The 22,204-nt window shown below is 69.3% G+C and carries 22 protein-coding genes; 6 read left to right on the top strand and 16 right to left on the bottom strand.

Annotation, left to right across the window (positions count from 1 at the left end; genetic code table 11):
• Positions 1-17 precede the first annotated feature (17 nt).
• Entirely contained in the window at positions 18-1,493 is a 1,476-nt protein-coding gene (locus VFZ09_RS08480) for a hypothetical protein (RefSeq protein WP_329726990.1), read from the top strand.
• A gap of 81 nt (positions 1,494-1,574) precedes the next feature.
• Here the strand turns inward: VFZ09_RS08480 and VFZ09_RS08475 are convergent, their stop codons facing one another.
• Together VFZ09_RS08475 and VFZ09_RS08470 are read right to left on the bottom strand one after the other, a co-directional pair.
• Positions 1,575-2,057, bottom strand: a complete 483-nt coding sequence (locus tag VFZ09_RS08475) for a hypothetical protein (RefSeq protein ID WP_329726989.1) — start codon at positions 2,055-2,057, stop codon at positions 1,575-1,577.
• 115 nt (positions 2,058-2,172) lie between these two features.
• Positions 2,173-3,261 (bottom strand): hypothetical protein, encoded by a 1,089-nt coding sequence (locus VFZ09_RS08470; RefSeq protein WP_329726988.1) that lies wholly within the window; start codon positions 3,259-3,261, stop codon positions 2,173-2,175.
• Positions 3,262-3,340: 79 nt separating this feature from the next.
• On the opposite strand from VFZ09_RS08470, the gene VFZ09_RS08465 reads away from it, so the two are divergent.
• Positions 3,341-3,796: a hypothetical protein gene (locus VFZ09_RS08465; RefSeq protein ID WP_329726987.1), complete on the top strand. Its 456-nt coding sequence runs from the start codon at positions 3,341-3,343 to the stop codon at positions 3,794-3,796.
• A 73-nt stretch (positions 3,797-3,869) separates the two neighbouring features.
• Here VFZ09_RS08465 and VFZ09_RS08460 read toward each other — a convergent pair whose 3' ends face one another.
• From VFZ09_RS08460 to VFZ09_RS08440, 5 genes are all read right to left on the bottom strand, one after another.
• Positions 3,870-5,027, bottom strand: coding sequence for a hypothetical protein (locus VFZ09_RS08460; RefSeq protein WP_329726986.1), 1,158 nt, complete (start codon positions 5,025-5,027; stop codon positions 3,870-3,872).
• A gap of 27 nt (positions 5,028-5,054) precedes the next feature.
• Positions 5,055-5,246 carry a hypothetical protein gene (locus tag VFZ09_RS08455; RefSeq protein ID WP_329726985.1) on the bottom strand — a complete coding sequence of 64 codons (192 nt, stop codon included), beginning with the start codon at positions 5,244-5,246 and terminating at the stop codon, positions 5,055-5,057.
• Between the two features lie 151 nt (positions 5,247-5,397).
• Positions 5,398-5,754, bottom strand: a complete 357-nt coding sequence (locus tag VFZ09_RS08450) for a hypothetical protein (RefSeq protein ID WP_329726984.1) — start codon at positions 5,752-5,754, stop codon at positions 5,398-5,400.
• Between the two features lie 43 nt (positions 5,755-5,797).
• Positions 5,798-6,346: a hypothetical protein gene (locus VFZ09_RS08445; protein WP_329726983.1), complete on the bottom strand. Its 549-nt coding sequence runs from the start codon at positions 6,344-6,346 to the stop codon at positions 5,798-5,800.
• Complete coding sequence (locus VFZ09_RS08440) at positions 6,347-7,171, bottom strand: metallophosphoesterase (protein ID WP_329726982.1); 825 nt, start codon at positions 7,169-7,171, stop codon at positions 6,347-6,349.
• 116 nt (positions 7,172-7,287) lie between these two features.
• Here VFZ09_RS08440 and VFZ09_RS08435 point away from each other — a divergent pair, with 116 nt between their 5' ends.
• Entirely contained in the window at positions 7,288-10,503 is a 3,216-nt protein-coding gene (locus tag VFZ09_RS08435) for an AAA family ATPase (RefSeq protein WP_329726981.1), read from the top strand.
• Between the two features lie 180 nt (positions 10,504-10,683).
• The gene (locus VFZ09_RS08430) at positions 10,684-10,899 is read left to right on the top strand and encodes an MbtH family protein (protein ID WP_043407274.1); all 216 of its coding nucleotides are present in this window, start codon (positions 10,684-10,686) and stop codon (positions 10,897-10,899) included.
• A 27-nt stretch (positions 10,900-10,926) separates the two neighbouring features.
• On the opposite strand, the gene VFZ09_RS08425 is transcribed toward VFZ09_RS08430, so the two are convergent.
• Positions 10,927-11,295, bottom strand: coding sequence for a response regulator (locus VFZ09_RS08425; protein WP_329726980.1), 369 nt, complete (start codon positions 11,293-11,295; stop codon positions 10,927-10,929).
• Positions 11,296-11,498: 203 nt separating this feature from the next.
• On the opposite strand from VFZ09_RS08425, the gene VFZ09_RS08420 reads away from it, so the two are divergent.
• Positions 11,499-11,792, top strand: a complete 294-nt coding sequence (locus VFZ09_RS08420; protein ID WP_414640681.1) for a helix-turn-helix transcriptional regulator — start codon at positions 11,499-11,501, stop codon at positions 11,790-11,792.
• A 14-nt stretch (positions 11,793-11,806) separates the two neighbouring features.
• Here VFZ09_RS08420 and VFZ09_RS08415 read toward each other — a convergent pair whose 3' ends face one another.
• Together VFZ09_RS08415 and VFZ09_RS08410 are read right to left on the bottom strand one after the other, a co-directional pair.
• Positions 11,807-12,991: a DUF790 family protein gene (locus VFZ09_RS08415; protein WP_329726978.1), complete on the bottom strand. Its 1,185-nt coding sequence runs from the start codon at positions 12,989-12,991 to the stop codon at positions 11,807-11,809.
• On the bottom strand, positions 12,985-14,370 hold the full coding sequence (locus VFZ09_RS08410; RefSeq protein ID WP_329726977.1) for a DEAD/DEAH box helicase: 1,386 nt from the start codon (positions 14,368-14,370) through the stop codon (positions 12,985-12,987). Before VFZ09_RS08410 ends, VFZ09_RS08415 begins: the two co-directional genes overlap by 7 nt.
• Positions 14,371-14,670: 300 nt before the next feature.
• Between VFZ09_RS08410 and VFZ09_RS08405 the strand changes: the two genes are divergently transcribed.
• The gene (locus VFZ09_RS08405; protein WP_329726976.1) at positions 14,671-15,078 is read left to right on the top strand and encodes a DNA-binding response regulator; all 408 of its coding nucleotides are present in this window, start codon (positions 14,671-14,673) and stop codon (positions 15,076-15,078) included.
• Between the two features lie 93 nt (positions 15,079-15,171).
• On the opposite strand, the gene VFZ09_RS08400 is transcribed toward VFZ09_RS08405, so the two are convergent.
• The 6 genes from VFZ09_RS08400 to VFZ09_RS08375 all read right to left on the bottom strand — a co-directional run bounded on the left by VFZ09_RS08400 (position 15,172) and on the right by VFZ09_RS08375 (position 22,184).
• The gene (locus VFZ09_RS08400; protein WP_329726975.1) at positions 15,172-15,798 is read right to left on the bottom strand and encodes an outer membrane protein; all 627 of its coding nucleotides are present in this window, start codon (positions 15,796-15,798) and stop codon (positions 15,172-15,174) included.
• Between the two features lie 20 nt (positions 15,799-15,818).
• Positions 15,819-18,818 carry a hypothetical protein gene (locus VFZ09_RS08395; protein WP_329726974.1) on the bottom strand — a complete coding sequence of 1,000 codons (3,000 nt, stop codon included), beginning with the start codon at positions 18,816-18,818 and terminating at the stop codon, positions 15,819-15,821.
• A gap of 87 nt (positions 18,819-18,905) precedes the next feature.
• Positions 18,906-19,376 (bottom strand): hypothetical protein, encoded by a 471-nt coding sequence (locus tag VFZ09_RS08390; protein ID WP_329726973.1) that lies wholly within the window; start codon positions 19,374-19,376, stop codon positions 18,906-18,908.
• A gap of 341 nt (positions 19,377-19,717) precedes the next feature.
• Entirely contained in the window at positions 19,718-20,704 is a 987-nt protein-coding gene (locus VFZ09_RS08385; protein WP_329726972.1) for a YheT family hydrolase, read from the bottom strand.
• Positions 20,705-20,717: 13 nt separating this feature from the next.
• Entirely contained in the window at positions 20,718-21,008 is a 291-nt protein-coding gene (locus VFZ09_RS08380; RefSeq protein ID WP_329727000.1) for a YkgJ family cysteine cluster protein, read from the bottom strand.
• 15 nt (positions 21,009-21,023) lie between these two features.
• The gene (locus tag VFZ09_RS08375; RefSeq protein WP_329726971.1) at positions 21,024-22,184 is read right to left on the bottom strand and encodes a hypothetical protein; all 1,161 of its coding nucleotides are present in this window, start codon (positions 22,182-22,184) and stop codon (positions 21,024-21,026) included.
• Positions 22,185-22,204 lie beyond the last annotated feature (20 nt).

The raw sequence follows: 22,204 nt of genomic DNA, 5'->3' as shown, positions 1-22,204 counted from the left end.
GACGTTCAAGAGCTCGGATGCGCTCGATGACGCTCGTTTCGATGGGGCTCATGCTCCTGCTGGCCGGCTGCGCCGCGGGGCCGAAGGGCTCGGGGATTCCCGACGAGGAGGCCATCTACGACGCGCCCCTCGAGGAACTCTGGCCCTCCGTCCGGCGGTTCTTCGCGGACAACCCCCTGTCCTTCCGCGAGGACACGAGCAACTTCGTGCTGGAGACGGAGTGGCGCGAGGAGTTCGGGGGCTCGAAGGTGTCGGGCTTCTGGCACCGCTACCTCGTGCTGGGCAAGCGCGAGACGCCCACGCGCGGCAAGCTGTGGATCATCCGCGTCACCCGGAGCGCCCACAGGACGCTGGCCACCGCGGGAGACGAGCTCGACTGGGGCGTGAACCGGACGGTGGGGCAATCGCCGGGGGCGGCCGATGCCTCGGGTTGGAGCATGGAGGACCAGGCGGAGTTCCAGGATGGTCCCATCGGGGAGAACGCCATCGTGGCCGGCTCGGCGCAGGGCTCGCGCGACCTGGTGATGGAGTGGAAGGTGTTCCACGCGGTGGCGCCCACGCTGGCCCGGAAGGCGCCGGAAGGGAAGGCGGAGACGGAGGTCGCGAAGGTGGAGGCACCCGAGGTGAAGGCGGCGCCCGTACTGGCGGTGGAGTGCGGGCTGCCCATCATCGGGTTGTCTCCGCAGGTCACGCCCGGGGGGGTGATGCTGCTGGGCGAAATGCACGGCACGCAGGAGGTGCCGCGCTTCATCGCGCAGGGCGCCTGCCAGACGGCCTCGAACGGGACGCCCGTGACGGTGGGGCTGGAGCTGCCGGTGGAGAACCAGGAGCGCGTGAGCACCTTCCTGCGCAGTGCCGGCTCGGAGGACGATTGGCTGAAGCTGATGGAGGCGCCCTTCTGGCGCAATCCCTATCAAGATGGGCGGAGCAGCGAGGCCATGGCGAACCTGCTGGAGCAGCTGCGCCAGCTGCGGGCCCGGGGGCTGGACGTGGATGCCTTCGTGTTCGACCACCCGGGGCTGAAGGGGCAGGCGCACGAGGACGCCATGGCCGCCACGGTGCTCTCTCGGGTGCGCGAGACGCCGGGACGGTTCTTCCTGGTGGTGTCCGGCAACATCCACCCGCGCACCCGCCAGGGGCTGCCGTGGGATGCCAGCTACCGGCCCATGGGGCTGCGGCTGTCCGGTCAGCTGCAGCACGTGGTGGCACTGGACATGGCCTATGACAGCGGCTCGGCGTGGATCTGCGCGGTGGAGGGCGGGACGCAGGTGGAGTGCGGAGTGCGGCCCGCGCGCGGCAAGGACAACGGAGATCGCTTCTTCGTGCACCGGTTCGACAGTCCGAACGAGGCGGGCTACCACGGCGTCTTCTACGTAGGAGCTGTTACGGCCTCGCTGCCGGCGGTGCGCCGGGGACTGGGCCGCCCCGGGTCGCCGGACAACTCGCTCCAGCCGCCAGTGAAGCAAGGGGACGCGCTGACTTCACGCCGTTAACGAAAAGATGCAGCTGTGAGCGCGGCCCATTTTCGTTGTCGGAGGTTGTGCTGCGAGCAGCGTCGTTTGTCAGCGGTTACCTCATTCTTCATCACTATCCATCGGCTTGGGGGGTACCCAATCGGTAGAGAACTCCGGCAAGAGGCGTCCACGCTGACCGAAATTCTGGACTCGGAGTGTAGGTCCACTGTAGTGGCTGATGTTCCGGGAATTGTAGGGTGGCGTGTGCCAGAAGATCGTTAGAGCTTCTGTGTCGCGCAGCAGTTGCTTCCAATCGGACCAGTCTTTCGGCTCATGTTTATAGTCCTTCGGGTGGAGTAGACCGAGTCGCACTTGTGCATCACTGTTGCTTGAGAGCCAGTTACTGAGGTGCTGATTGATGCGCTCGGCAAAACTCAGGTGCTCTGCCTTGCCGATATACAAAAGGGACTGAGGGCCGAACACTTCGTGTATCCCATAGATTTGATACAGGCCGAAGTTGTCGTCGTACTCGGGATTGACAGGCACCTTGTCCGGAGCAAATGGGCCTATCCAATTGATTCGGACGAGTCGTGGCTGATTCATTTGGTTTCCTTTTAATGAAATTACTGTGCTGCATTGGGTTCAGCGAAAGACCGGCTTTGGCGAGGTTGAATTCAAGTGGACAATGCTGCTTAAAATGAGGCTGCACCGAGGAGGTTCACCGCCGCCAGTGTTTCTGGCAGATCTGTTTTTTGAAATCCGCGAAGTTCATTCGTTTGTGAGGCTGTTCTGGGCATGTGTAATGAAAATGGGAGTCAATTCCTGCCCATGTGGTTTGGTCCTGCTTTAATTGGTCACAGAACGGGCATCGTTTCTCGTCGAACGGCTGGCCACTTAATAAGCAATTTTCAGTAGAGCATGTGCCGCTGGGCGGCGATTGCGAAATCTCCTTTGAGTTCGGCCCCGTTCCCACCGGATGTTTCGCGCTTGCAACCGCATTGAGCCAATCATTGTGGATTGGGCTGAGGAGGTTGTATATGCCCTCGCTGGGATTGCCAATCCAGTCTGGCTTAGATCCATCTGCGGCAATGCCGGCGATTTGAAACCCGACGGCAAGCGCGAACCACGCCGCGCGTTTCTGGTGGCTTTTGGTCTCACTGATTTTGCCCGCTCCAATCACCTCGGCAACACGATGCCCGCCTCCTTCTACCCAATACCAGTCAGACTTTGCTCTGCACGTTTGTTTTGTTGCCGAGTGAAGGCGCGAGCCGCTGTGGCGTGATGGAAGAACGGCAGGGTTCGCTAGCGGGAGCAATAACCCTAGGCCCACCGTTGGGTTTGTTTCAAATATCTGCGGTCCAGCGATGCCCCAATCAATGGCTGGATGCAATCGGTACTGTGGGCCTTTCATGGTTGCTGCTGCAGCGAACGTCAGAAGGTAAGTCGCTACAATGAACGGCTGTCCGTCGCCTCCATTGAGTGGGGCGGCAACACATCTATTTTGAAACTGCCCTGACTGGCATCGCTCATCGACCCAGCGGTTCGTTGGTCGCGGCGGACCTGTGTGACTCACCGGGCCATCAATGACAACGATGGCCTTATCCAGTTGCCCCACAACGCGGCAGTCCATCAACCAACCCACGGCATCGCTTAACTGTACCGTCGAACACCACACCGCATCCGAGCCCTTACGGACTGTAAATCGCTCTGGACCCCACTCGCTCGGCAGTATGTTCTGATTCACTGCGATGCTGCACGACGGTGTGCTCTCGGACCAGCCCACGTCAATGCCGATGACGGTTTGCATCTACCCCCCTGGTGAACCTTGGTGTGTAGGATATCGTTAAGTGTAGGAGAAATCATAGGTGTAGGAGAAATCATCGGATGTGTCCTGTGACTCGGGCACCCTGCTCAATGGCCGGGCCCAGCTGGGGCCCGAGTCCAACGCGCCGAACACCGTGGACACGTGCACCGACGGCACCAGCGGGGGCTACCACTCCGACGAGTCGCTGGACCGGCTGAAGGTGTCCACGGTGGATGGTTCGCCCCTCGCGGCTGGGAAGACGCTCCGCATCGAGGCCACGGTGTGGGGGTACTCCGCCTTCTCCTCCGACTACCTGGACCTCTACTACGCGCCGGACGCCAGCGCGCCGAGCTGGACGTACCTCGGCACGATGACGGCAACGGCGGCGGGCTCGCACGTGCTCTCCACGATGTACACGCCGTCCTCGGGGAGCGCTCGCGCGGTGGTGCGCGCCGTGTTCCGCTACGGTGGCAGCCTCTCCTCGTGCGGAGGGGGCGCCTACTCGGACGTGGATGATCTCGTCTTCAGCGCGCAGTAGCGCGTGAGACGGGGAGGGCAAGGGAGTGGGCTATGAGCCGCTTCCGTGCCCTCAAGGCTCGTGGGACCGTGCCTCAGAGGGCGAACTCGGCCCCGAGCGTGAGTCCCAGGCGCACTGCCAGGGTGCTCCAGGTCTTGGTGAAGCGGAACCCGGAGATCTCCTGGCTCGTGTCGAAGAGGTACTGCTGTTCGAGCTGGACGAGCATGTCGGCACGTAGCCAGATGCGGTCGGACATCTGCCGCCGTGCTCCCCCGGACAGACCCAGCAGCCAGCCCAGGCGCGGCCCGCTCCACACACTCACTCCCTGCTCCTGGAGTTGACGGATTTCCGTCTCGAAATCGTGGGTGGGCACCAGGAGCGACAGCCCCACGCGACCGCCACAGAGGAACTCCGTCTTGTTGTTTACCGGCAGCGCGTACTCGCCGATGGCGAAGGCCTCGTTCAGCACGCCGAAGCCGAACTGGTTGCCACCGCCCGCGGCGTAGTTGCCGAAAATGCGCAGGCCGGCGCCCAACCGCAGCCGCTCATTCAGCATCGGCGTGGAGGTGGTCAGCCAGGCTGTTGCGGACAGGAAACTCAGGCTGGTGTAGTCGAAGGACTCATCCGTGAGCGAGCTGTTGACGCTCCATGAGCCCGTCATCTGCGAGCTCTCGAAGAAGAGGTCACCCCCCACGCCCACGCGTATCTGGCCCGGCATCTCCAAAGCCTTCGGAGTGGACGCGGCCGAGGCGTGGGCCCGTGGAGTGGAACGGAGTTCCTCCTTCGCCGCCACCTTCGTGGGGCTCGGGGTCGAGGGAGCTTCGCTCGGCGAGTTCTTCGTTGCGTGTTGCGCGACGAGCGGCGCGAGCTCGTCCTTCACCTGCTTCCGCATGGATTCGAACAGCGTCTCGACCTTGGGGGCGACCTGCACGGGAAGCTTCGCATCGGGCCGTAGGAGCAGTGCGGCCCTGAAGGACGCGCTCCCAGGCCCCTGTTTGCCCATCTCGCACAGAATGATGCCTTCATAGAGGGAGAGGGTGATCTCCTCTTCCGTTCCACGAGGCACCTGGCGGGCGAGTTGGACTCGATTGAGGGCGAGCTCGTAATCGAGGCTTTCGTACAGACGGCTGATGGAGATGAGGTAGTTCTGGATTTCTCCTTCGTTCGCGGCACGCGCGCCGAAAGGAATCACCAGTACGATGAGCAGGCGGATTACGACCTGTCCGGCAAGAGATCCGAGGGGGGTTCTCACGTAAAGATTGCTCCCTTTGGGTCGAGCTTATCCCTCCTGGCTCACGCGGCCGGGCAGCACTTGCCGCAGGCAGCGCGAGATGTCTCCGCGCCAGGTCCACTGCTGGGGATGGCCGAGCGCGGCTTCCATCGAGGGCGGAAAGACGAACTGGCTGGGTCGGCCCAGGTGGACCGAGCCAGTGAGGTAGAGCCGCTTGTCGGCGGTGCCCGGGCACGTCACCTCCCATGTTGTTCCCAAGTACGACGGTGAGGTTCACCTGCTTGCCCGTGCGGCGGCGTGGATCTGGCAGATGCCGAGGTCCTATCCGTTTGAACCGTGGGCGCAGAGGGGTGCACGGTCCCTATGGACAATTGACATTTCGATGAGGCTCTCACTCGGGCAACTTTTCAGGCAACGGTGCTCCCATGAAGGCTTCGAGGGCCTTCCGGGCATGGTCCTTGAGAGCACCCATGCTCACGGCATCATCGAAGTCAACGGATTGCACCATGTCCCGGAATCGCGAGAGTGCGGCGATGCACTCCTCGGGGTTGGGAACGACCTTCGATTGTACTCTCGCCTCGCGTTCAACCAGGTCGAGTACCAGGGTTGCATCTTCATGGAAGAGTCTTCTTAGTTTCGCATCACCCTCGGAGCGGCGGATCTCGTCTAACGATTGCCCCATCGCGATATGTCCTAAACCATTGAGGGCCGTGGCAAGGCGGGCGGCTTTCTGGCTGGTGGGATCCAAATACGGACTCCTTGTTCGCGGCCGGCGCAATGACTGAGATTGTTCATTCGCTGAAGCAAAATGGTCCGATGAAAAAGTCCTTCCCGACGATCGGAACGAAGCCGAGGGCCGTACCAGCCCGGACAGAGCCGCGAAGGCAGTCGAACTTGCACCATTGCTTGAGCGCGAGATTCTTGAATACGTCTGGAACTGGCTCCGGGCATCCACGGCAGCTTCCCTTGCCGCAATGGGTGACAGGGCAGTAGGCATTGACCTCTTTGCAGAAAACCCTGTCAGGGCACCCGTACTCCATGCACTCATACATGGGGTATATTCCGTCTTTGCCCGACGCCTGAATGACGTTCGTGCCTGCTTGCCGTTGAACATCCAGGTACTTGAGCAGCTCTTCCGCTGCTTCTCTGTAGGCCCGCTCGTCTGGCTGTGCTTGTTGCGCTGCTGCCTCATTGTCCGTGAGAACATCTTCATGACGGCTTGATGCAGAGGACGCGCAACCGCTAGCAGCCAGGGCACTGACGACGTACAAGAGCCAGCGGGGAAGGCGTTGATTTGCGGTGCACATGGCATCCCCTCGAGCGGAGAGCGGCAGGTGCAACTATAGCGTATTCCCGGGCAATACCTCGCGCAGGCAGCGTGAAATGTCGCCGCGCCAACTCCACTGCTGCGGATAGCCGAGCGAGGCCTCCTCGAAGCGCACCCCGTCGCGCCACAGCGTGGCGGGCATGTGCAGGTGGCCGCTGACGACGATCTCCGCGCGGAAGCGCAGGTGCCAGTCCTCCGTCTTCTTCGTGCCGCACCAGATGGAGAAGCGGGGGATGCGCGGCAGGCGCACGTGCTCGTAGCGCAGCGGGAAGTGGTTGATGAGGATGGTCGAGCAATCCGGCGGCAGTTGCTCCAGCCGGGCGATCGTCTGCTCCACGCGCGCCGCGCACCAGGCGGACCGGCTCGGATACGGGTCCGGGTGCAGCATGGCCTCGTCGGTGCACAGGATGTGGTGCTCCATCGCCCAGGCGATCGCGTCCTGCTCGGCCACGTGGTCCGGCCGGAACGAGTAGTCGTAGAGCAGGAACATGGGCACCAGCACCCGGTGCGGCCCCTCGCCCGGCCAGCGGGGATACGGGTCCTCGGGCGTCAGCACGCCGTGCGAGCGGCAGTGCTCCACGAGCTGCTGGTAGCGCGCCTCGCCTCGGAGGGCGGGCTGCTCACGTGCCATCGTCCACAGCTCGTGATTGCCGGGCACCCACACCACCTTCTGGAAGCGCGCCGTCAGCGTGCGCCAGGCGAACTCCATGTGCTCCAGCGTCTCGCCGACGTCTCCGGCGACGATGAGCCAATCCTCGGGGTGGGGGGCGAGCGATTCGAGCGCCTTGCGGTTGTGCTCGTAGCGCACATGGAGATCACTGAGGGCGTAGAGCTTCATGGTGGGGGGCGCGGACCGTCCACATTACTGGACTCCCGAGCGGCGTGGTCGTTTCGCGTGCGCTTTTCCTTCGGGCGTCCTCAGGGCACCATGGGGCTCGCGCTCCGGCCTTCCGAATGACGAACGAGTCACCCCAGGCACGTCATGCCCGGAAACCTGCTCCCCAGGCTCCCCAGTCCCCGGCTCCCAGCCACGAGCCCGCGGATCTCATCGTGCGCTCGGTGCTGCCGGAGGATCTGCTGTCCGCCCTGGAGAGCGAGCGCGCCCTGTACCGCTGGGTGATGCTCAAGGGCGCCGAGGACGTGCGGCTGGAGGACGAGTCGATGCTCGGCCTCACCCCCCGGCCCGCGGCGGACCCGAGCTGGGGTGGGGGACAGCTCATCGGCTTCCTCCCGGACGAGCGGAAGTTCATCGGGGAGATCGTCCACGTGGACCCCACGAACGGGCGCGTCTTCCTCTCCACGCGCTCGCTGAGCCACATCCCGCCCGAGGTCCTCTCCGCCGAGCGCTGGGCCTTCCAGCCCTATGACTTCTCCGAGGCGCTGCTGGCGGCCTCGCGGGCCTACGACTCGCGCGGGCCCCGGGTGCGCGAGGCGCTGGACCGGGTGCGCGGCATCATCCCCGATGACGGCGTCGGCCCCTCGCCCGGGCCCGAGGACCTCTGGGAGAAGCCGTGGGCGCTGCTCTGGGGGCCACCGGGCACGGGCAAGACGGAGACGGTGGCGCGGCTGCTCGCGCAGGCCATCCAACGCAACCCCAAGGAGCGCATCCTCGCGGTGGCGCCCACCAACCGGGCCGCGGACACGCTCGCGCTGCGCGTGGCCCGCATGTTGTCCAAGGCCGGGGCCCTGCACGCGCCGGACACCACGTGCCGCATCTTCCGGGGCGGCATCGGCGTGGGCCCGGAGCTGACGAACGCCTTTCCCGCCGTCCTCCAGGACGCGCGCTACCAGAAGCAGGCGGCGCGCGTCGAGTACATGGAGGAGCGCGTGCGCCGCGAGTACCTCGAGGGGGCGCCTCCCTCGCGGCTGGCCACGGTGAAGGCGGAGCTGCGCAAGGTGCGCGATGGCATCACGGACGAGACGCTCTTCGTCGCCCGGGAGGGGCACGCCACGCTCATGGTGCTCACCGTGCACCGGGCGCTGCGGCTCGTCTCCGAGCTGGAGGGCGCCGAGCGTTTCGACCGGCTGGTGGTGGACGAGGCGGGCATGGTGTCGCGCGCCGCCGTGGGCCTGCTGGCGCCGATGGCGCGCAAGGTGCTGCTGGGCGGAGACCCGAAGCAGATCGGCCCGGTGAGCCGCGCGCTGGAGGGCGTGGAGCGGCCGGTGCAGACGTGGATGCGCGGCTCGCCGTTGTCGCACCTGGAGGACGCGAAGGCGGCGGTGGAGTCCTCGCACGTGCTGCTGTTGCGGACGCAGCACCGCATGCACCCTCAAATCGGCTCCGTGGTGAGCCACTTCAGCTACGCGGGGATGCTGGAGGACGGCGAGGGCCCGCGCACCCGGCAGCCGAAGACGGTGGACGTGTACCCGGCGGCGCGGGCGTGCTGGGTGGTGCTGGACGAGGCCACCCGGGACGCGCGGCGCGTCTGCCACGAGCGAGGCGAGTCGGGGCGGGGCTACCGGCGGCCCTTCTCGGCGGAGCTGCTGGTGGCCCTGGCCGCGCCCGCGTTGAAGGCGGGACTGAAGGTGCTGGCGGTGACGCCGTACCGGGCGCAGGCGGCGCTGCTGCGGGCGCTGGCGCAGCAGAAGGGGTGGAGCGAGTCGCGCTTCCAGGCCTCCACCATCCACCGGCAGCAGGGCACCGAGTACGACGTCGTGGTGGTGGACACCGTGGCCGCCGGGCGCCCCTTCCCGCCCAGTGAGCTCACCCCCATGCTCAACGTGGCCGCGAGCCGCGCCCGCGAGTACCTCTTCGTCCTCTCCTCTCGCGCCGAGTCCGAGGCCGCCATCCCCTCGCAACTGCTGGAGCTGCTGACGCCCGTGGCCCCCAGCCTGGAGCCCCGTCTCTCGCTGCAGCCGCTGCTGGTGATGCCGGGTGTGCGCGCGCAGGCGGCGAAGCGGCCCGAGGGGCTGGGACAGGAGATTGATTCGCTGCGGGGCATGGGGCCGCTCTTCACGCAGGAGCAGGTGGCCCTCTTCGAGCGCCGCTTCGACGACGGGCACCACCTGGTGCGCGGGGTGGCGGGCAGCGGGAAGACGTACGTGCTGGCGCAGTGGGTGGCGCGCTACCTCGCCGAGCACCCGGACGCGCGGGTGCTGGTGTCCTTCTTCAACAAGGCGCTGACGCCGCTGCTCTCGAAGCTGTTGGTGGCGGCGATGCGGCAGCGGCTCGGCAAGCGCGCGCAGTTGATGACACAGCGGGTGACGCTCATGCACGTGACGGGCACGGGCTCCTTCGCGCCGGAGAGCTTCGACGCCGTCTTCGTGGACGAGGCGCAGGACCTGAGCGCCCCGGAGCTCGCGCACCTGTATTCGCTGGCCCGTCCGCTCTCACGCGGCGAGGGGCCTCCGCTCAAGGCCTTCCTGCTCTTCGCGGACGACTCGCAGAACGTGTACGGCAACAGCTCCGTGGAGGCCCTGCGCAAGGAACTGCCGGACCTCGACTTCACCGGCCGGGTGCGCGTGCTGCACGAGACCTTCCGCTCCACGCGCCAGGTGTCCGAGCTGGCGTTCAACGTGGTGTTGGATCCGCTCGGGCTGCACCGGGTGGCCAACCCCGGCATGCGCGAGTTCATGCGCGCCCACGAGCTGCGCGAGCAGGGCCTGCTGGAGGAGCCGGTGCCGGGCGTGGACGGGCTGTACCGGCTGCGGGCCACCGAGCGCGAGGGCGTGGCGCCGGTGGTGAAGGCCTTCGACTCGGCGCAGGCGGAGGAGGCGTGGCTGGTGCGCGAGGTGAAGCGGCTGAGCCGGGAGGAGGGGGTACAGCCCTCGGACGTGCTGGTGGTGGCGCCGGTGCGGCCCGCGCGGCTCGCCGAGGCGTTGGAGCGCGAGGGCCTGAAGGCGGTGGCCTTCGGTGGGCGCAGCGGCCAGGACGTGTCCGGCTTCAGCGTGGGGCGGGTGGACTACCTCCGGGTGACGACGGCCTTCTCGTGCAAGGGGCACGAGAGCCCGGTGGTGTTCTTCTGCGGCGTGGACGCCCTGGACGACATGTCGTGGATGGAGACGAAGCCGGGCCGCACGGAGCGCGAGCTGGAGCGCACGCGCCGTGCGCTCTTCTACGTGGGCGCCACGCGGGCCATGGTCCGCCAGTACGTGAGCGGGCTCGCCGGGGCGCGCTTCACGCGGATGTCACTGGAGTACGCCCGGGCGCTCGCTCGCGGGGTCCGGTGAGGCCTGGACAGGACCTGGCAGGTGCATCGTGGTCATGTCGCCGTTTCCGACCTGACAGGTCCCAGGTTTTTGGCGCCCTCCGCGCTCCCGGCCCAACCTGTGAGGTTGGCGGGGGGGTCCCCCTCCCGGCTGCTCAGACCCACATTGACCCCCTGGGGGCCGCCGGGTGAAATTGCGGCCATGAGCGACACCGAGGACACCCAGCAGTACAAGGTCGTGGTCAACCACGAGGAGCAGTACTCCATCTGGCCCGCGGACCGGGAGAACGCCCCCGGCTGGAAGGACGCCGGCAAGTCGGGCACCAAGGCCGAGTGCCTCGAGCACATCAAGCAGGTGTGGACGGACATGCGTCCGCTCAGCCTGCGCAAGAAGATGGACGCGCAGAAGGGCTCGTGACGTACCCGCCCGGGCTCGCTTCCGGGCCTACTTCGGGGCGGCCGTGCCGGACATCAGGAAGGCACGCAGCCGCTCTGGAGGGCAGGGCTTGAGCAGCACGGTGACGTGGGGCGGGATGATGTCCCGCGAGGGCAGCTGGGTGGTATGCAGGCCGCAGAGCAGGTGGGGCGTGCGCGCCCGCAGGGCGGCCAACAGGGTCAGCCCGTCCATGCCCGGGAGGATGTACGCGGCGATGACGACCGTGGGCGCTTCCTCCTCCGCCATCCGCAGCGCCTCTTCCCCGCTGGTCGCCATGCGCTTGGTGCCCGGCATGTCCCGCAGGAGCCGGCGCAGCGCGGAGAGCTGCAGCGGATCCTCGTCCACGAAGAGGTAGGAGGGCAGGGTGTCCGCGGTCATCCGGGACCTCCAGGATCCGGTATGTAACGTGACGGGTCCTCGGATGGAGATACTACCCCAGTCGTCCTGGGAAACCAACCTCCCGAGTCATATTGCCACCGGTGAACCACTCGGGTCCCGGGACAATGGCAAAAAAGCTCGCAACCAGGTTGGGAGAGAGCGCGCGCGCAGCCCGGCAGCGCCTCAACCTCACACAGGAAGACGTGGCGGAGCGCATAGGCATCGCCACGGAGGTGTACGGGCGGCTGGAGCGAGGCAACATGCTTCCGAGCGTTCCCACCTTCCGCAAGCTGTGCGCCGTGCTCTCCCTGTCCGCGGACGAGGCCCTGGGCCTCACCACCGAGAATCCCCTGCCCTGGACGCCACCGGCTCCTTCTCCCGAGGTGAGTGAGCCCGCGGAGCTGCGCCGCCTGCTGCGGCGCGCCCGCCAGTTGGATCGCAACTCGCTCCGGGTGCTGAGCCTCGTGGCCGCGCACCTGGGGCAGAAGAACGGGTAGGGAGGGTGCCTGTCTCACGGTGAGAGCCTCGCGCGCAGCCGCTTCGCCGATGGAAATCCATGGAAGAGCACCACCTGCGGGTGAGCCTCCAACAGCGCGCGTGCCTGGGCATCCTTCGCCAGCGCCCGATCCACCCCCAGCAGCAGTCCCGCATCCGGACGCGAGCGCAGCTCCTCCATTCTCCTCGACAACGGGCCCGCATGCCATGCGTGGAAGAGCTCCAGCGCCACCTCGCGGCCCGTCTGTCTGTGACGGAACGTGAGATCCGGCACGCACAACCCGGCCGCCCCCATGTGGCGCGGCAGGGGCAGCAGGTCCAGCTCCCAGTCCGCGTCGTCGAAGCCCTCGGCCAGGGTGGCCACCTCGGGCGGGATGTGGCCCAGGGCGGAGCCGTGCGGTGAGACGAGGGGATCCTTGTCGTCCAGCACCAGCGTCACCCGCCGCCGGGGGCTCTCCAGGGCGGCGGTGAGCTGCCAGCGCTCCAGCACCGGCACCACGGAGAGGAAGCTGGCCAGCTGCAGCCCGTACTTCTTCTGCAGCGCGAGCATGGCCCCGGGGCCCTCCACCTCCAGCACCCAGTCCTCGTCCTCGCGCCGCACCTCGGCCACCAGCCGGCAGAACTTCAACCAGCGCAGCACCTTGCGCACCCGCAGCAGCTCCGGGGCCTTCGCCCGCAGCGTCAGCCGCCGCGCCTCGAAGAGGGGGCCCTGCGCCAGCGCCAGGTTGTAGCGATCCAACAGCTCCGCGGACGTCAGCGCCTCCCAGCCCTGGAGCCGGCGATGACCGGGAAGGTCCGCGTAGAGGGCCTCGCGCAACTCGGGCAGCGGGCGCGGGAAGGACTCGGACAGCCGGGCCTCGTAGGCCTCCACCGTCGCGTCCGCGGGCAGCGAGCGCAGCACCCGGGCCGCCTCGCGGAAGGCCGTGGCGCGCGCCTCGGAGATGCCCTCGGAGGGCTCGTCGAAGAGCATCCGGTCCACCAGCAGCTTCACCAGCCCCCGCGCCACCTTGGGCCGCGAGTGCGCGCCGGCCCGCAGCGCGAGCGTCTCCTCGAGGTCGTCCCGCGAGCGCCCGGCGCCCGCCGCCACCTCGGCGATGAGCTCCGTGGCCAGGGTCCGCAGCGCCAGGTCCTCCCGCTTCACGAAGGAGGGGCGCAGCTTCCCGTCGCGCACGCGGAAGAGGAGCAGCTCGCGCGTCAGCACGCCTCGCCCTCCTCTTCCTGGTAGGCCCGGTGCTGGCGCCGCCGCTCGCTGATGGAGGCCTCGGCCGTCTGCGCCGAGCACACCTCGTACAGCAGCGCGCGCTTGCCCGGGCGCTGGCGGAGGATTCGCCCCAGCCGCTGCACGTGCTCGCGCACGCTGCCACTGCCGCTGAGCACCACGCCCACCCGCGCCTCCGGCACGTCCACGCCCTCGTTGAGCACCCGCGAGGTGAGCAGCACCGGCAGCTCTCCACTGGCGAAGGCGGCCAGCAGCGCCTTGCGCTCGGGCACCGGCGTGTGGTGCGTCAGCGCGGGCAGCAGCAGCCGCCGCGCCAGCGTGTACACCGTCTCGTTGTCGTCGGTGAAGACGATGACGCGGTCCTCGCGGTGCTCCAGCAGAATCCGCCACAGCACGTCCTGCTTGGCGCTCGAGGTGAGGGCGATGCGGCGCTGCTCCCGGTACCCCCGGTAGGCCGCGCGTCCTTCCTCCGTGCGCTGGCTCTCCGCGAGGAAGCGCGCCCAGCCCTCCGGCACGTCGAAGCGGATGCCCCGCTGGCGGATGAAGCCGAGGTAGCGCGCACGCGCCTCGTCATGCCGCGCCTGCTCCTCGGGCGTGAGCGGCACCTCCACCCGGCGCACCTCGTACGGGGCGAGGTAGCGGCCCTGCAGCTCGCGGATGTCCGTGCGGTGCACCAGCGGCCCGAGCAGCTCCGCGCACACGCGCTCGCCGCCGTCGGTGCGCTCCAGCGTGGCGGTGAGGCCCAGCCGGTACGGCGCCAGCGAGCCCTCGGCGATGAAGCGGTAGCTGGGCGCCGGCAGGTGGTGGCACTCGTCGCAGATGAGGAAGCCGAAGCGGTTGCCGTGGAACTCCGTCTGCATCGCCGCCGAGTCGTACGTCGTCACCGTCAGCGGCTGCCGGTCACTCACCCCGCCGCCCAGCATCCCCACCGGCAGGCCCAGGTGCTTGGACAGCACGCCCTGCCACTGCGTCATCAGGTCCAACGTGGGGACGACCACCAGGGTCGGCCGCTTCACCCGGGCGATGGCCAGCACCGCCAGCAGTGTCTTGCCCGCGCCCGTGGGCAGCTCCACCAGCCCCCGTCCACCCGCGGCGCTCCAGGCCTCCAGCGCCGCCTTCTGGTACGGGAAGGGCTCGATGGGCGTGGCCAGCCCCACCTCCAACGGCTCGAAGCGCTTCGCCCGGTCTTCGTAGGGCAGGCCCCGCTCGCGCAGCCTCAGCACCACCTCCCGGTAGTGCCGCGCCGCCGCCCGGTACACGCCGGTGCGCGTGTCCCGCTGGAAGACGGCCCTCAGGGTGTCGTCTTCCGGCAGCGTGGGCGCCACCAGGGTGCCGCAGTCGAAATGGAGCTCGGTGGCCATCAGGTCGGGAACGGGGGAACAGCCGGGAGTAACCCGATCTCCGCGCCAACGCCAGAGCATGACTTTCGAGGTCGGCTCACTCACGGTCCGCAGCATGCTCGCAGAGGAGACTTCCAGGGGCTTTCCAGGCAGGGAGGCGGAACAATGTTGGAAAATGAACATTCCCGGCGGAATTCAGGATGACCGTGGAGGTCGCACCCGGACCCACCGTCCGAGGTGGGGTGCTGCCGGGGGAGCGAGGGCTCGGGCCTCTCTTCACCTGCGTCGGGCGTTCCCGGGCGCTACCCTTCTCCCAACGCCATGCGCCGCATCGTCATCCTCAGCCCGCACCGTCCTTCCCGAGAGCTGCTCTCGCGCCTCCTGGCGGAGCCGGGCCTGTCCGTCGCCGCCATGTCGGACGCGGATGAGGCCCTGGACTGCATCGCCGAGGAGGAGCCGGCCCTGGTGGTGGTGGACGCGCGGCGGCCGGACGAGGACCAGCCCCTGCTGCTGGGACTGCTCAAGCGGCGCCACCCGCGTCAGCCGCTCATCACCCTGGTGCCCGGGCGCCTGCGCGTCTTCGACGGCAGCGAGGAGCGGGTGCGCGACGTGCGGGACGGCTCGGCCGAGGGCCTCCACCTGCTGCTCAGCGAGCTGCAGCGGGCCACGCGAGACTTGCTCGCCCAGCACCTGCTGCGGATGCTGCGGCCGCCCACGGGCGAGGCCTGAGCGGCCTCCCAGGGGACGGCGTGGCCGGAGGGCCCCGGTGCGTGGGGCCCTCCCGCGTTCCACGGGCTCAGCTCATGGGCTCAGCTCATGGGCTCAGAGGTGCAGCCGGTAGCCCACGCCCGCGGCGAGGAAGCCGCCGATGTTGACGTCACCGGTGGTGAGGAAGCCCACGCGGGTGAAGTGGTAGTGGACCTCGGCGAAGGCGCCGCCGGGGCCCAGCTTGTACTCGAGGCCGCCGAGGAGCTGGAAGCCCAGGGTGCCCTCGGTCTCGGTGTACGTGCTGCCGAAGGCCTCGGCCTGGGCGCGGTGCAGGTAGAGGCCGGGGCCGGCGCCCACGTACGGGGTGAGGGTGCCCTCGAAGCGGTAGACGGCCGACAGCAGGATGGCCATCTCGCGCTCGGTGAGCGTGTAGGGCGCGTCCCCCGGCAGCTGCGGATCGCTGAGCGTGCCGCGCACGTCGGGCTGGTGGAAATTGAACTCGGCGACGATGGCCAGGCGGTTGTCGAGCAGCGGGGTGAGGTAGCCCGCCTCGGCGCCGAGGAAGAAGGCGCCGTTGAGCGGGGTGGTCGTCTTGAAGAAGCCCAGCTTGGGGGCCAGGAGGATGCGGCCTCCGGGCTCCGGGGAGGCCGCGGCGGGGGCGGTCTCCTGCGGGGCGGGCGTCTGGGCGGGCGCGGCCGTCGGGGCGAGCGCCAGGAGGGTGAGGAGAGGAAGGGCGTTCATGGTGGTGCGCTCCCGGGTGCCTAGTAGATGAGGCGCTCGACGGTGTCGGTGGGCGTGCCGCCCGCGTCATTGGGGAAGCCGCCCGCGGCGTAGACGAAGGCGCGGAAGAGGACGTTGCCGGAGAGGTAGCGGGGGCCGCCACTCAGGTACGCCACCGAGGTGGCGCCGAGGGTGCCGTCGAAGCTGGTGGGCGCCGTGCACCTGGCGGGATCCCTCGTCGTGCCGCCGCAGACGAGGTTGGAGCGGAAGGCGAAGCCCGCGCCGCCCGTGCCGCCGGCCTGGAAGAGGTAGTTGGAGGCGATCTCGGCCCAGCCACCATGTGTGCTGGCGGTGTTGTAGGGCGCCTGGGTGAAGGCGGGCGCGGCGGTGGGCCCCGCGGAGCTCTTCACCTGGGCCGTCTCGATGATGCCGGTGCCCGTGAGCGGAGCGCCTCCCGCGTCGCCGCCCACCACGAGGAGCCAGGCGTCCTGGCTGTTGTCCGGCGTGGCGGGGGTGAAGGCATTGGGGGCGGTGACGGCGTTGGCCACGGCGAGCGAGTGCCGCTGACGCGCCCGGGTGAGGGTGCCCGCGGCCGAGAAGGTGCCCAGGTCCGCGGTGTTGGCGGTGAAGGTGGCGCGCTCGACGCTCGCCAGGCTCGTGCCCGCGCTGGCGCAGCCGGTGCCCACGGTGGAGCAGAAGCCGCCGGTCACGTACACGGTGTCATCCACGAGCCGGGCGGCGGCGTTGCCGCGCTCCTGGAGCAGGGTGCCCGCGCCGGCCCACTTGCCGAGGGCTCCGGGCGGCAGGGGCGCATCGCCCGCGGGCGTCGTCGTGCCGGTGTCGGTGTAGCTCACGGGGGGCGGGGTCGCGCCCGTGCAGTCCGAGGCGGGCACCTGCTCGAGCAGCAGCTCGCTGCCCGAGGCCGCGTTGGCGCCCACGGTGCGGTAGATGCGGTAGCCCGTGGCGTTGGGGAGGCAGGGCCAGGTGAGGGTGGTGGAGCCTCCGCCCGCGGCCCCCACCGTCACCGGGTACTCGTCCGAGGGCAGCGTCTCTCCACCCGGGTTCTTGGGGTCGGTGGGGGAGAGGATCGCCGACACGCGGTAGTAGAAGGTGCCCGCGGGGAGGCTGCCGGGTGCGTCCACGGTGGGCGGCTGGAGCGCGGGCGCGTCCGCCACCTTGAGGACCTGGGCGCGCTCCACGGTGGTCATCGCCGTGCCATCGGCGCGGATGCCGCCGAGGACGAAGACATAGGAGGTATCCCCGGGGACGGTGCGCACGACGGCGGTGTGGCCGCGCCGGGCGACGGGGGACGCGCCCGCGCCCAGCGGCGAGCGCTCGAGGGTGAGGAAGGTGCAGGTGCTCCCGGTGCACTGGCCGCCGAGCTCGCCGAAGAGCGTGACGGGGGCCACCTCGACGGAGGCGAGGGCGGTGGTGCCGTTGGTGCCGCCCAGCGCGTACAGGTACGGCTGGCCGAGGTCATCCGTGGCGACCACGAGGGGGAAGTTGGCCCGCGCTCCGGTGAGCTTCGTGGTGAGGGGGGCGACCTTGGTGCCCGCGTTCGTGGGGTTGGCGGCGGGGTTGGTGACGATGAGGCCCGAGTAGTTGGCGTAGGCCGGGTTGTTGGTGTTCTGCACGCGCACCACGTAGAGGCCCTCGCTGAGGGCGAAGCCTCCGGTGGCGGCCACCTGGGTGCCGGTGGGGGTGTACTCGACGCACTTGTCCGCGGCCACGTTGGTGACGAGCGCGCGCAACTCGGTGGTGCCCGGCGTGCCGGTGGCGGTGAGGTCGCACGCGCGGATGTTCTGGCTGCCGATGGGCTTGAGGAGCAGCTGCACCTTGGCGTTGGCGCCGAAGTTGCTGCCCGTCACCACCAGCGGGTTGGTGGGCTCGGTCAGGCCGTTGGTGGTGATGGCGCTCGGCGCGATGGAGGTGATGGAGGGCGCCGGGTCCTCCAGCACGGTGAAGCCGTTCTCCGCCGTCACCGAGCCGGCGGCGCCGCTGGGGTCCTTCACGCGCACCGCGTAGGGGCCACCGGGGACGATGCCGTTGGGGCACTCGGGGTCGGTGAGGGGCAGCGCCGCGTTGCCCGAGCAGGTGGGCACCACGGCGGTGACGGTGTTGCCGTTGACGAAGGCCGCGCGCCGCAGGGGAATCTCCACCGGCTTCGTGGGGTCCGTCTTCAGCGGCGCGAAGAGGACGATCTCCGGCAGGCCACCGGAGAAGGTCTGGTCCTCGGCGCGGGAGGGCGTGTTGAAGATCGTGATGGACTGGTTCTGCCGCCGCCAGCCGAAGCGCGGGTCGAGGGTGAGCGTGCCCAGGCGCACGAAGCTGACGACGAGCCCCTGGGGCAGGGTGAAGGCACAGCCCTCGGGGTTGGTGAGCACCACGTCGTAGGTGCCCGCGGGGGTGTTGGGCGGCACGTTCGCCGTCACCCGCGTGGTGGACACCACGGTGACGTCCGTGAGCGTCACCTCGGGGAGGCCGGCGCCGCGGATGACCACGGTGGGGGCCTCGTCCGCGCGGAAGCCCGTGCCCACGAGCTCCACCGGGGAGGGGGCCGTCTGGGTGAAGCCCTCCGGCGCGGTGGCGCTGGTGAGCGTGGGCGGGGGCACCACGAGCAGGGCGTCGGCGAGCTGGCCGGTGGTGCCGCTCGGGTTCTTCACCTCCACCGAGTAGTTGCCGGGCGCCAGCTCCTGGGCGGGCGAGGTGTCACGGGTGGGCACGTCCACGTCGAGCTGGCTGGCGCTGACGAAGAAGACGCGCTCGCGGGGGAGCGTGGCGGTGGAGGCGCCCCGGAGCGTCACCTCGGGCAGGCCCACGCGGGGCGAGTCGGTGAGCACGTCCTGGGGCATGGGGGCGAAGCCGCTGCCGGCCAGCGACACCCGCCACCCGGCGGTGCCGCCCTGCGCGTTGCAGACGCGGGCGGGCTGGAGGCCGGGCTGTCGGGGGTTGGTGGCTCCGGAAACGGACGGGGTAGGTCCCTCGGTGGTGCGGGAGCACGCCACGAGGGTGAGCAGCGCTGCTGCGACGGGAAGACGCAAGGGGTTTCCTCCTCGAACCGGTAGGACCCCGCGTGCCGGGCGGCGGTCACTTTCCGTGTGGAAGAGGCGCCACCGGGAGTGCCGGTGTCAGTGCAGGAGGCCGTCTCCCGCGGCCGGGGCGGACTCACTGTGGGCCACCTTCAGCGGGGCGAGCCGCTCCAGGACCTCGCGCTCCACGCGGGTGCCGGTGGAGGGAAGGCCGAGGCCCTGCTCGGTCCACTCGGGCAGGAAGAGCAGGGGGTGGGCCTCGCCGGTGTAGCCGAGCTGGACGAGCTGGTCCGGCTCGAAGGTGCGGCAGCGCTGGGGACAGCAGTGGAATGCCGCGAGGACACGGTAGAGGCCCTCGGGAGGTAGGGGCTCGAGGTGCTCGGCCCACGAGGCGTCCGGCAGCGTCGTACCCCGCGCGTGCCAGCGAGCCCGGTTGGCTGCCCAGCCGCTGGGCAGGTAGAGGCCGGGGCCCGGGTCGCCGTGGTTGTGGAAGTAGACGAGCCGCCCGGCGGGGATGTGCGTGCCGAGCGCGCGGCGGGTGCGGTAGAGGCCGCAGGGGGGAAGGCTCATGGTGGAGTTGTAGTGCGGTTGGGAAAGGTTTTTCCCTCTCCACGGAGTTTTTTCCGGTCCCCGGACTCCCCTTCGCCGTCCCATGCACGGGACGGTTCTCCAACCCCCTGGAATCACGAGGTGCGCGTCCGGACGGGGGCGTCGGCACGGCATGTGCTCATGCCTCCATGCGCAGGACGGGGCGGTGCTGCTGGATGGGGTTGGATGGGGTGGGTTGGGCGGTACCGTGGGGGGCCTCGCGACGGGGCGGTGGTGCGGGGGTTGGGGGCGGATGGACCGCCCGTCGCGGGGTAGGTGGGTGGGGAGGGCGAGGGGTCGCCCTGTGTGGAAGCCCGGCCGGGTCACACCGGCCGGGTGTTCGCATTGCGGGCGGAGAAGAAGGCCAGCACCTGGGCCTCGCCCCAGTAGGACGGCGAGAAGGGACTGCCGGCGACGAAGCCCACGTGGCCACCGCGCTCGGTGACGACGGCGTGCAGCGCGGGATGGGCCGCCACGTCCTGGGGGTGGGTGGAGGCGGGGATCATCGGGTCATCCTTGGCGCTCAGCAGCAGGGTGGGGCGGCGGATGGCGTGCAGGCGCGGCCCCGAGGAGGCCTCGGCGTAGTAGTGGGTGGCGTCGCGGAAGCCGTGGAGCGGGGCGGTGACGGCGTCGTCGAAGCCGCGGATGGTGCTGGCGCGCTCCATGGCGGCGCCGTCGAAGACACCGGGGAAACGGCGGAGCTTCTCGCGCGCCTTGCTCTTGAGGGTGCGCAGGAAGCGCGCGCGGTAGAGGCGCTGGAAGGGGCCGGGCCCGTCGAGCGTGTCGGCGCAGACGCCCAGGTCGAAGGGGGCGCTCACGGCGGCGGCGGCGTCCACGAGGGAGTTGTCCCCTGTCTCCTCCATGAGGCGCAGCAGCACGTTGGCGCCCAGGGAGAAGCCCGCGGCGAAGAGCGGGCCGGTGAGGCGGGCGCGCAGGTGCTTGATGACGGAGAGCGCGTCGCCGATGTCGCCCGAGTGGTAGGAGCGGGCGAGGCGGTTGGGCTCGCCGCTGCAGGAGCGGAAGTTGATGGCGGTGGCGCCCCAGCCGCGCTCGGCGGCGCCGCGGAGGATGGCGGCGATGTAGCCGGAGCGCGAGGAGCCCTCGAGGCCGTGGAGGGTCACCACATGGGGAGCGCCCTGGGGGCCGTCGAAGGAGTCGAGGTCGACGAAGTCTCCGTCGGGCAGCTCCCAGCGCTCGCGCTTCAGGGGCGGGGCGTGGGTGGGGCGCGCGAGCGTGGCGAAGATGGTCTGCGCGTGGGGCGAGGCGAGGCCGCGCGCGGGGGCGAAGGGCTCGGTGGGTTGGAAGGACACGAGCGGGGGGATATCACCCGCGGCGGGCCTCGCGCATGGAGGAACAGCCGCGCGCGCGCAGGGCTTGGGCTTCCTCGGTCAGCTCGAAGAGGGCGAGGTACTTGCCCACGCGCTCCTCGAGGGTGGGGGCGTCGATGAGGCGGCAGACCTCGTCGGCCTGGTAGGCGCGGCAGACGTCGGGGCGCCGGTCATAGACGGAGCAGAGGTTGTCGGCGGTGAGGTGGGGGCAGCGCATGCCCAGGGGCTTGTCGAGGGCGGCGATGTCGGGCGCCACGCAGCAGGCGCCACAGCGGGTGCATTCCATGGGCATGGGAGGGGCTCAGCGCACGGCATCGCCGGCGACGATCTCCGCCGAGCCGAAGTTGTTCACCTCGAGGGGGACGGACTGGCCCTTCTTCCAGGTGAGGAACTCGGCCTCGCTCTTGGGCTCGTGCACGTGCTCCTGGGTGTCGCCGTCCTCGTAGCCGATGCGCACGGCGTACTTCTCCTCGCGGCGCAGCCGGTCCAGGGGGCCGGGCTCGAGCGCGGGCCAGCGGGGGGCGCAGTCGTGGCCGGACTCCACCTTCTTGTCCACCGGCTGCCAGACGTAGGTGTCGTAGGTGCAGCTCACGTCGTAGACGGGCTCGGAGCGGTAGCGCGTGCGCGTGTCGCAGTCCTGGTAGGACTTGCTGCAGTACTTGGGCTCGTCCCGGCACGTCTCCTTCATGTAGCCGTTGCCCATCTTCTTGCGGGTGCACTTCTCCGTGGTGCCGCACTGCTCTCGGCGCGTCTTGGTGGAGCACACGCGCTCGGTGCCATCGGCCACCTGGCGGGTGCCGCGCTGGCGGGGGAAGCAGGCGCGGATGTTCTCCACGCCGGCCACCTCGCCCGTGCCATTCACCGGCATGCGGGACGAGCGGACGCTCAAATCACTGCGCCAGCCCTCGCGGGACACTCGCTGGAAGGTCTCCCGGTGGATGGTGCGCGTCCACTCGGTGGTGGTGACCTGGCCGGTGACGCCGTGGGTGCGCGAGCCCCAGTACATGCACGAGCCGAACACGGTGAGGAGGCCGAGCCCCACGTAGAGCCACTTGCGCCCGGAGCCCTGGGTAGCCGGAGGGGGCACGGGGGCCGAGCGGCGGGGACGGGGGGCCTCGATGGGCTCCTCGGGCTCCTCGGCGAGGGCGCGCGAGGTGGAGGAGCGCTCGGCGCGGCAGTTGCGGCAGATGGGGGAGTCGCCGCGGTTGGAGGCGGAGCAGTAGTCGCAGAACCAGTCGGCCCCGGCCTGGGCGGCGGAGAGGGCCTTCTCGTCGGTGACGCCCTCGCCGAGGGACTTGCCGGTGGTGGCATCCGCCTCACCGAAGTCGAACTCGGACTCCTGGCCCGTCTCCTCGCGCGGGTTGTTGCAGCTGGGGCAGCTGCGGTGCCTCGCGAGGATGTTCCGGGCATCGCAGGAGGTGCAGTTCCACGTGCCCTCGATGATGCGGGTGCGTTCGGCCATGGCCGCATCCTAGCGGTTCC

It is taken from the genome of Archangium sp. (assembly GCF_036277355.1).
Taxonomy (GTDB): domain Bacteria; phylum Myxococcota; class Myxococcia; order Myxococcales; family Myxococcaceae; genus Archangium.
Note: the sequence above shows the minus strand (reverse complement) of the source record. Positions and strands in the feature narration are given on the sequence as shown.

Coding starts and splice junctions, on each gene's coding strand:
- VFZ09_RS08480 (WP_329726990.1), top strand. CDS start 18: ATGCGCTCGATGACGCTCGTTTCGATGGGGCTCATGCTCCTGCTGGCC.
- VFZ09_RS08475 (WP_329726989.1), bottom strand. CDS start 2,057: ATGAATCAGCCACGACTCGTCCGAATCAATTGGATAGGCCCATTTGCT.
- VFZ09_RS08470 (WP_329726988.1), bottom strand. CDS start 3,261: ATGCAAACCGTCATCGGCATTGACGTGGGCTGGTCCGAGAGCACACCG.
- VFZ09_RS08440 (WP_329726982.1), bottom strand. CDS start 7,171: ATGAAGCTCTACGCCCTCAGTGATCTCCATGTGCGCTACGAGCACAAC.
- VFZ09_RS08435 (WP_329726981.1), top strand. CDS start 7,288: ATGACGAACGAGTCACCCCAGGCACGTCATGCCCGGAAACCTGCTCCC.
- VFZ09_RS08430 (WP_043407274.1), top strand. CDS start 10,684: ATGAGCGACACCGAGGACACCCAGCAGTACAAGGTCGTGGTCAACCAC.
- VFZ09_RS08425 (WP_329726980.1), bottom strand. CDS start 11,295: ATGACCGCGGACACCCTGCCCTCCTACCTCTTCGTGGACGAGGATCCG.
- VFZ09_RS08410 (WP_329726977.1), bottom strand. CDS start 14,370: ATGGCCACCGAGCTCCATTTCGACTGCGGCACCCTGGTGGCGCCCACG.
- VFZ09_RS08405 (WP_329726976.1), top strand. CDS start 14,671: ATGCGCCGCATCGTCATCCTCAGCCCGCACCGTCCTTCCCGAGAGCTG.
- VFZ09_RS08400 (WP_329726975.1), bottom strand. CDS start 15,798: ATGAACGCCCTTCCTCTCCTCACCCTCCTGGCGCTCGCCCCGACGGCC.
- VFZ09_RS08390 (WP_329726973.1), bottom strand. CDS start 19,376: ATGAGCCTTCCCCCCTGCGGCCTCTACCGCACCCGCCGCGCGCTCGGC.
- VFZ09_RS08380 (WP_329727000.1), bottom strand. CDS start 21,008: ATGGAATGCACCCGCTGTGGCGCCTGCTGCGTGGCGCCCGACATCGCC.
- VFZ09_RS08375 (WP_329726971.1), bottom strand. CDS start 22,184: ATGGCCGAACGCACCCGCATCATCGAGGGCACGTGGAACTGCACCTCC.